Here is a 7,495-nt window from a genome sequence, read left to right as displayed (position 1 = left end):
TCGGGAAAATCAAGCAGTTCAGAGGCATCGCAACACGTTATGACCGCAAACCGGAAAACTACCTCGCCGCGCTCAAGCTGGCTTCACTCCGCATCTGGTTGAAGTCTTATGAGTCTGCGGCCTAGACAGGGCATACCAAATCTGGAGAGGAACTGACCTTAGGAACTCTCGGTTTACACGCGGAAATGGCAGCAAAATTTTCATGTACTTGGCCAAAATTAGTGCCGAGGTCGGATACGAAATTCCTGCAGAAGACCTAGTAACGTTAATCAAGCTAAATCCACCACTTCGACTAACTGCCTTCTCAAGCCTTTCACGCCGGAACCATCCTAATGCTGAATTCTATCAGATCAAAAAGATGTTTAAGGACAACGTATTTGTTGACGATTTTAGCATCATACTGATTGCAAAATTCTGTATTCATTCGAGATTTCGCGCCGATAGACGGCTGAAGCGTGAAATGCGTGAGCTAATAAATCTTTTCGAAACGATCGGCACCGAATATTCAATATACGCCGCACTCATCATAGGATCCAAATTCCTTGACCCAGATGAACTTACTTCACTGTTAGAGAGTTCGTTTGATTGGTGGAAGGACAGCTACTGGCTTGGTCGTACAGTCGGCGGCACTACTCCAATCTGCAACACTAACGCACCTTCATCTACCACCTTTCTTGATCTTCTCAGAAAGGCAGAAAACCGAGCCGCTTGGGATGTTTACAAATTTCACCACCAGCTACAAACGGACAAAACAAAAGCTCTCCACTTATACAAATATGCACTTTCGAAGAACCACTCCTATCCACAAGGAATCATCCATCCGAAGGCACTGATCATTAAATCGCTGTCTCAGAACGCGCGCTTCCAGTCGGAAGTACGAGAAATTATCGCTTCGCATCCCGCATTACGTTCAGACCCTTTCTACCGTGCTTGGGGGCTGTAGCTTAAGCTCGCTGCAATAAAGTTGAGCTTATGGGGCTCGCGTGATTGGCAGCCCAAAACTCAAAATCGCGCAGCTGCTTTAGGTCGGAAGAAAACAATCTATTGAAGTTCCGTACCTTAACACCCTCTGGGCGGCTTCCTTCGAATGCGTTTCGCGCATGCTCAGGCGGGACGGAATCCTTGAAAAGGTGAGAACTTCATGTTCGAGGGTGAAGAAGATCTCCCCCCTACCACCCGCGCATATAACTAATTGCCGACAAGAAAGAATGAGATTTTCATTTAAAATCAATACCCTAATACCTCACTCGCCAATCCTCATGCTGGGGTGCTTTGCCGCAAGGCAAGGCCTCGAAGCATCTTGGCACAGGCTTCAGGGCCGCCTCATCTCACGGCCCTGGCTGCAAACCGGCGCAAGACTCCGGCTTTTCCACAGTCCGCGTGTAACTCCCGACTCGACAGAGGCGCCACTACACGATATCGTAGGGACACTGTAGAAAATCGCAATATATAGGGAATAGGGCGATGACGTGGACAGCCGAACGTATCGACGAACTGAGCCGCCTCTGGAGCGAGGGCCAGTCCGCCTCCGCCATCGGTAAGCAGCTCGGGATATCCAAGAACGCCGTGGTGGGCAAGGCTCACCGGCTGAAGCTGCCCTCGCGCCCCTCGCCCATCCGCAAGCAGGAGGCCGGCACCAGCACGCCCGCCCGCAAGCGCAGCGATTCCCTGGCCATGCCGGCCCGCGGCGAGAACAGCGGCGAGACGGCCGAAACGGCGCAGCAAGCGGCCGGCCAGGCAAGCCAGGGCGAAACCGCGACCGCGGCCCCGCCGTCGCAGCCAGCCGAGATGCCGCAGCCGGCCAAGGCGCGCCCAAGCCGTGCGACGGCGCCGAAGCGCCCGCAACCGGTGACCCGAAAGCTGCCCCAGGCCGAGGCCGGGATCTCGAACCGCAAGTGCCAATGGCCCATCGGCGATCCCTCGCAGCCGGACTTCCATTTCTGCGAGAGCCCGGCGGCGCCCGGGCGCCCCTACTGCGCCGAGCACTGCGCCATGGCCTATATCACCCGCTCCAAGGACAAGGGGTCCGAGGCGGCCTGAGGCGCTGCCTGCCTGCCCGGCGGCGTGCCGGGGACACGGGCGTTCGCCCAGAGACGGGTCACACGGGCGCGGTTCGAACAGGACAGCCATCCGCAAAGCGCGTTTGACAGTTGAAACACCGGCACCGCATCCTTCAGGTCAGTCCTGCTGTCCTACCCGGAGGAGTTCGCCCATGGTCCAGATGCTTCCCGCCCCGGAGCTCATACCGGTCATCGCCGCCTTCGCCCTGGTGGCCACGATCACGCCGGGCCCCAACAACATCATGGTCACCGCCTCTGGCGTGAACTACGGCTATCGCCGCACTCTGCCCCACATCCTGGGCATCTCCATCGGCTTCCCGGTGATGGTCCTGGCGGTGGGGCTGGGACTGGGCGGCTTGTTCCGCGCCGTCCCCGCCCTGCACGACATCCTGAAGATCGCCGGCATCGCCTACCTGCTCTGGCTCGCCTGGCGCATCGCCACCACGCGGCGCCAGGGCGAGGCAAGTTCCCGTCCTCCGCTGACCTTCCTGCAAGCCGCCGCCTTCCAGTGGGTCAACCCCAAGGCCTGGATGATGGCCACCGGCGCCGTGGCCGCCTATACCACCGGCGGCGACAGCGTCTTCGCCGAGGTCCTGCTGATCACCGCGCTCTTCGCCCTGGTGGCCTTCCCTTGCGTATCGGCCTGGACCCTCCTGGGCTCGGCCCTGGGACGCTTCCTGGCCGAAGGCCGGCGCCTGCAGCTCTTCAACATTGCCATGGCCGCGCTGCTGGTGCTTTCGATCCTGCCGGTCGTGTTCGAATAGAGTGCCCTGGTGTCCCGGCGAACAGGTTTCGGCAGTGACAGGCGCCGGGCCTCTGCCGTAGACTTGCAGGCATGAAGACAGCAGTTCCCTCTTTCCTTCCGGCGCTGGGGATGGCCCTGCTGCTGGCCACCACACCCGCCTGGGCCCAGGACTCCTCCGGAGAGGAGGCGCCCGCACCCGAGGACTCTCCCAACCTCGAGGACGCCCTGCCCGAGGAGACCCGCACCCTGCTCCAGGAGATGCTGGGCCGCCTGTCCGAGAGCATGTCGGGCCTGGTGGAGAGCCTGCCGCGCTACGGCATGCCCCGGATCAACGAGGAGGGCGACATCGTCATCCCGCGCCTGGACCCGCCGCCCGAGAGCGAACAGAAAGACCCACAGGCGGAGAACGACACCGAAAAGGCACCGCGGGAGACCGGCACGGATCAGAACCCGGGGGACACGCGCGAGATATGACCGACAGTACCGCGAACGACCCTGGTGCCGCCGCGGCACGGCACGAGACGGGGAGCGACCCTCTGAACGCCTTCCTGCCCGGTGAGCGCCTCAGCCTGCCACCCTCTGCGCCCGGACCGCTGTCGGGCCTGGAGGTCGCCGTCAAGGATATCTACGACATCGCGGGCCACGTGACCGGCTGCGGCAACCCGGACTATCGCCGCACGCACGAGCCGGCGGAGACCACCGCCTCCAGCGTCACGCGGCTGCTTGAGGCCGGCGCCGCCATGGTGGGCAAGACCATAACCGACGAGTTCGCCTACAGTCTCAGCGGCCAGAACCATCACTACGGCGCGCCGGCCAACAGCAACGCACCCGGCCGCTCCACAGGCGGCTCCTCCTGCGGGTCGGCGGCGGCCGTGGCCGGCGGACTCTGCGACACGGCGCTGGGCAGCGACACCGGCGGCTCGGTGCGCATCCCTGCCGCCTATTGCGGCCTCTACGGCCTGCGCCCGACCCATGGACGCATTCCCATCGACGGCGTGGTGCCGCTGGCGCCCTCCTTCGACACCGTGGGCTGGTTCGCGCGCGATCCCGAGACCTTCCTTGCCGTGGGCGAGGTCCTGCTGGGCACGGACGAGAAAGCCTTCGACTTCGCGCGGCTGCTCTACGCCAGCGAGGCCTTCGGGCGTCTGGAAGACGATGTCTCGGAAAAACTGGAGCCCTTCGTCGAGCGCCTAGAGATGCGCCTCGGCAAGCGCCAGCCCGCGCAGCCGGCCGCCGAGGACGGTGGCCTGGATGCCTGGCGCGACGCCTTCCGCCACCTGCAGGCCGCCGAGGCCTGGGCCGTCTACGGCGACTGGATCGAGGCCCGCAGCCCGACGCTCAGTCCCGAACTGTCCCAGCGCATGACCTGGGCGGCCGAAGTGGCCGGAATGGAGGAGACACTGGCCGAATGCCGGGCCCTGATGACCTCCGTGCAAACCCGCATGGAAGCGCTTCTGGGCGAGGACGCCCTGATGGTGCTGCCCACGGCGCCGGACATCGCCCCGCCACTGGGGGCCGATCCCGACGTACTTTTCCGGCAGCGTCTGCACGTCCTGGCAATGACCAGCTACGCCAACCTCTCGGGCCTGCCCCAGGTGCACCTGCCGGTCACCACGAAACAGGGATGCCCGCTCGGCCTGTCCCTGCTCGGCCCGCGCGGCAGCGACCGTGCCCTACTGGAGTTTGCGGAGAGTTTCTCGCGGTCCGCCGGTTTCTGAATCCGACGCCTCTATCCCGGCGGCACCGCAACGGACACCGCGGCCTCAGGCCTGGATGCGCAGGGCCTCCCCCTGGCCGCCCGCCATTCGCTCCGGCGGCAGCAGGATGATGACCCGGGTTCCCTCTCCCGGCCTGGACTCCAGGGTCAGTTCTCCGCCATGCAGTTCCACCAGCGTGCGGCTGAGCGGCAGGCCCAGGCCGGTGCCCTCGTGGCGCCGCCCCAGGCCGGAATCCAGCTGCGTGAAGGGCTCGAAGACCCGCTGGATATTCTCCGGCTCGATGCCGATGCCGCTGTCCTGCACCTCGAGGCAGAGGCCGCCCTGCGATGTGCTCTGGGCGTGGAGACGGACCGTTCCGCCCTCCGGCGTGAACTTGATGGCGTTGGACAGCACGTTCAGCAGAACCTGCTTCAGACGGCGCTGGTCGGCATAAAGCTGCAGGTCGCTCTCGGGCACCTCCCACTCCAGGGCCACACCATTGTCCTCGGCCCGGTGCTGGACCAGGCGGGCCGAGGATTCGACCAGCTGCAGCAGGCGGAAGTACTCTGCGTGCAGTTCCAGGCGCCCGGCCTCCGCCTTGGAGACCTCGAGGATATCGTTGATGATGCGCAGCAGGTGCGAACCGCTTTCCTTGATGTCGTGGCTGTAGTCCAGATAGCGGACATCGCCCAGCGGGCCCAGCATCTGCTGTTCCATGATCTCGGCAAAGCCGATGATGGCATTCAGCGGCGTGCGCAGCTCGTGGCTCATGGTGGCGAGGAAATCGCTCTTGGTGCGATTGGCCAGTTCGGTGGCCTGCATGGCCTGCATCATTTCGGCTTCGGCGTTCTTGCGCTCCGACACGTCCTGGGCGGCACCCAGGATCCGCTTCAGGCGGCCGCTTTCGACGTCGTGCTCGCCGCGGGCCAGGATGCGCACCCAGACATCCTGCTCGCTGTCGCACTGCAGTCGGACCTCCTCGGAACAGTCCTCTCCGCGCGCCAGCTTCAGCAGGCACTGGCGCAGCACCGGCCGGTCCTCGGCCACCACCAGGTTTTCCCAGTCCTCGGTCGTGTCCGGCAGACCCGGCAGCGAGAGGCGAGAGAGCAGGGTGCCGGCATACCATTCCAGGCCCAGTCGGCCATCCTCGTCCAGCGCATAGGAGAACACCAGGTCCGAGGCCAGATCCGAGATCAGGCGGTAGCGATGCTCGCTTTCACGCAGACGTTCCTCGGCCTTCTTGCGGTCGGTGATGTCCACATAGGTGGCCACCACGCCGCCGTCGGGCAGGGGGTTGGTGCGGATCTCCAGGTTACGGCCGGTAGGGCGAAGCTCCTCGGTCACGCAAGGGCGCGGCAGGAACAGACGCTGGATACGCTGCTCCACCAGTTCGTCCACGTCCCCGGCGCCATAATCGCCGCGTTCGGCGCTGTGGCGCAGCACCTTGTGATAATCTCCCTCGGCCATCAGCTGGCGCGGCACGTTCGCGATCTCCAGGAAGCGGCGGTTGTAGGCCAGCACCTGCATGTCCTTGTCGACCACCTTGATGCCCTCGGTCATGTGATCGAAGAAGATCTGCAGCAGGCGCGCCGAGCGCAGGCGCTCCTCCTCGGCATCGCGCCGCTCCAGCTCGGTCGCCACCCAGCGGGCGATCAGGTTCAGGATGTCGCTGTGCCGCTGCGTCTCGCTGTCGGGTGCATCGTGAACGGCAAACAGATGGCCGATCTTCTCGCCAGTGCGGCCGTACAGGGCTTCCCCGCTGAACGCGCGTCCACCCAGGTCCACCAGCATCCTGTCCTCTGGGAAGCGCTCGCTGGCGCGATCCGGAAAATAGCAGCGTCCGGACTGGCTGTAGACACCCTCGCAGGGCGTTCCTTCCAGGGAATAGCTGAACACTTCTCCCGGCCCCCCGTCCATCCAGCAGGACAGGACCTCGGCCCGATGCCCGCTGCGATCCAGGCGGGCAATCCCTGAGAAGCGGTAGTTCAGCAGGACGGAAACCGCCTCGCAGGCCGTCTCCAGGAAGTCGCGGCCGCGCGCCGGCCCGGTGACCAGCAGCGTCAGCGCCTTCTCGCGCCGCTTCATCTCGGTGATGTCGGTCCACAGGATGACCTGGCCGCCATCGGCCGTGCGGCTGCCCATCACGTCCAGCGTGTCCCCGTCCTGGTAGCTCTGCTCGATGCGATAGGGAGGATTGCGAAAGACTGAAAGCCTGTACTGCAGGGCGGCCTCGTCCTCGGCGCCCCATTCGCGGACCAGACCCTGTGCACGGGCCGTACGGGCCAGCTCCTCGAAGGTCATGCCCGTCTCGATGCGCTGGTTCGCCCTGGTGAAGCGCTCGCGGTAGATCCTGTTGGCCAGGATCAGCCGCTCGTCGGCATCGAACAGGGCCAAGCCCTGGGGCATCAGGTCCACTGCATCCTGCAGACGTCGCTGGGCCACGTCCGCCTGGTCTCCGGCGGAGACCACCTTTGTGATATCGGTGGCCACGCCGCGATAGCCGAGGAAGGTGCCATCCGCGTCGAAGCGCGGCTGCCCGCTGCTGCGGAAGACTCGCAGACCGCCGTCGTGGGCGCGCGCCATGTAGATCATGCTGTTAAAAGGCTTGTGCGCATCCAGCGTCCGGCGGTGCTCTTCCCAGAACCCCTCCTCCACTTCCAGGTTGGCAACCTCCCAGCGCGCCTTGCCAAGGTAGAGAGAGGCGGAATGGCCGGTCAGCCGGCTGTGGTTGGAGGAGAACCATGTAAAGCGGTGCTGCGTATCGGTTTCCCAGCCCCACTCCTCGGCGATCTCCTCCTGCTCCTCCAGCCTGCGCCGCAGCGTCTCCGCCTCGGCCTCGAGCTGTCTCTTCTGCCTGCGGTTGCGCGTCAGGGCGGCCCCGAGCCAGACGGCAAGGCAACCGGGAATTCCTGCAGCCAGGACTGCGTAGAGGAAGACCTCTGCAGACATCGACACCCCGGATCGAATACCAATGACACATCAGGCCGTGAAGA

6 protein-coding genes and 1 pseudogene are annotated in these 7,495 nt (G+C 64.1%); 6 read left to right on the top strand and 1 reads right to left on the bottom strand.

Going from position 1 to position 7,495, the window contains the following annotated elements:
• The 6 genes and pseudogenes from ACFOW6_RS16150 to ACFOW6_RS16125 all read left to right on the top strand — a co-directional run.
• Window positions 1–125: pseudogene (locus ACFOW6_RS16150) on the top strand (IS5/IS1182 family transposase); the annotation flags it as partial.
• 77 nt (window positions 126–202) lie between these two features.
• Complete coding sequence (locus tag ACFOW6_RS16145; RefSeq protein WP_382423455.1) at window positions 203–943, top strand: hypothetical protein; 741 nt, start codon at window positions 203–205, stop codon at window positions 941–943.
• A gap of 521 nt (window positions 944–1,464) precedes the next feature.
• On the top strand, window positions 1,465–2,040 hold the full coding sequence (locus tag ACFOW6_RS16140; protein WP_382423454.1) for a GcrA family cell cycle regulator: 576 nt from the start codon (window positions 1,465–1,467) through the stop codon (window positions 2,038–2,040).
• A gap of 172 nt (window positions 2,041–2,212) precedes the next feature.
• Window positions 2,213–2,824, top strand: a complete 612-nt coding sequence (locus tag ACFOW6_RS16135) for a LysE family translocator (RefSeq protein WP_382423453.1) — start codon at window positions 2,213–2,215, stop codon at window positions 2,822–2,824.
• Between the two features lie 71 nt (window positions 2,825–2,895).
• Complete coding sequence (locus tag ACFOW6_RS16130) at window positions 2,896–3,279, top strand: hypothetical protein (protein WP_382423452.1); 384 nt, start codon at window positions 2,896–2,898, stop codon at window positions 3,277–3,279.
• Complete coding sequence (locus tag ACFOW6_RS16125; protein WP_382423451.1) at window positions 3,276–4,523, top strand: amidase; 1,248 nt, start codon at window positions 3,276–3,278, stop codon at window positions 4,521–4,523. Before ACFOW6_RS16130 ends, ACFOW6_RS16125 begins: the two co-directional genes overlap by 4 nt.
• 45 nt (window positions 4,524–4,568) lie before the next feature.
• On the opposite strand, the gene ACFOW6_RS16120 is transcribed toward ACFOW6_RS16125, so the two are convergent.
• Window positions 4,569–7,451 (bottom strand): PAS-domain containing protein, encoded by a 2,883-nt coding sequence (locus ACFOW6_RS16120; protein WP_382423450.1) that lies wholly within the window; start codon window positions 7,449–7,451, stop codon window positions 4,569–4,571.
• Between the last annotated feature and the right edge of the window lie 44 nt (window positions 7,452–7,495).

The sequence above is a fragment of the Fodinicurvata halophila genome, assembly GCF_042651425.1.
GTDB lineage: Bacteria > Pseudomonadota > Alphaproteobacteria > Kiloniellales > DSM-21159 > Fodinicurvata > Fodinicurvata halophila.
The sequence above is the reverse complement of the archived record's forward strand: the minus strand, read 5'-3'. Positions and strand labels throughout refer to the sequence as shown.

Excerpts from the sequence above, each read along its gene's own strand:
- ACFOW6_RS16125 (WP_382423451.1), top strand. The coding sequence starts at position 3,276 with ATGACCGACAGTACCGCGAACGACCCTGGTGCCGCCGCGGCACGGCAC.
- ACFOW6_RS16120 (WP_382423450.1), bottom strand. The coding sequence starts at position 7,451 with ATGTCTGCAGAGGTCTTCCTCTACGCAGTCCTGGCTGCAGGAATTCCC.
- ACFOW6_RS16130 (WP_382423452.1), top strand. The coding sequence starts at position 2,896 with ATGAAGACAGCAGTTCCCTCTTTCCTTCCGGCGCTGGGGATGGCCCTG.
- ACFOW6_RS16135 (WP_382423453.1), top strand. The coding sequence starts at position 2,213 with ATGGTCCAGATGCTTCCCGCCCCGGAGCTCATACCGGTCATCGCCGCC.
- ACFOW6_RS16140 (WP_382423454.1), top strand. The coding sequence starts at position 1,465 with ATGACGTGGACAGCCGAACGTATCGACGAACTGAGCCGCCTCTGGAGC.
- ACFOW6_RS16145 (WP_382423455.1), top strand. The coding sequence starts at position 203 with ATGTACTTGGCCAAAATTAGTGCCGAGGTCGGATACGAAATTCCTGCA.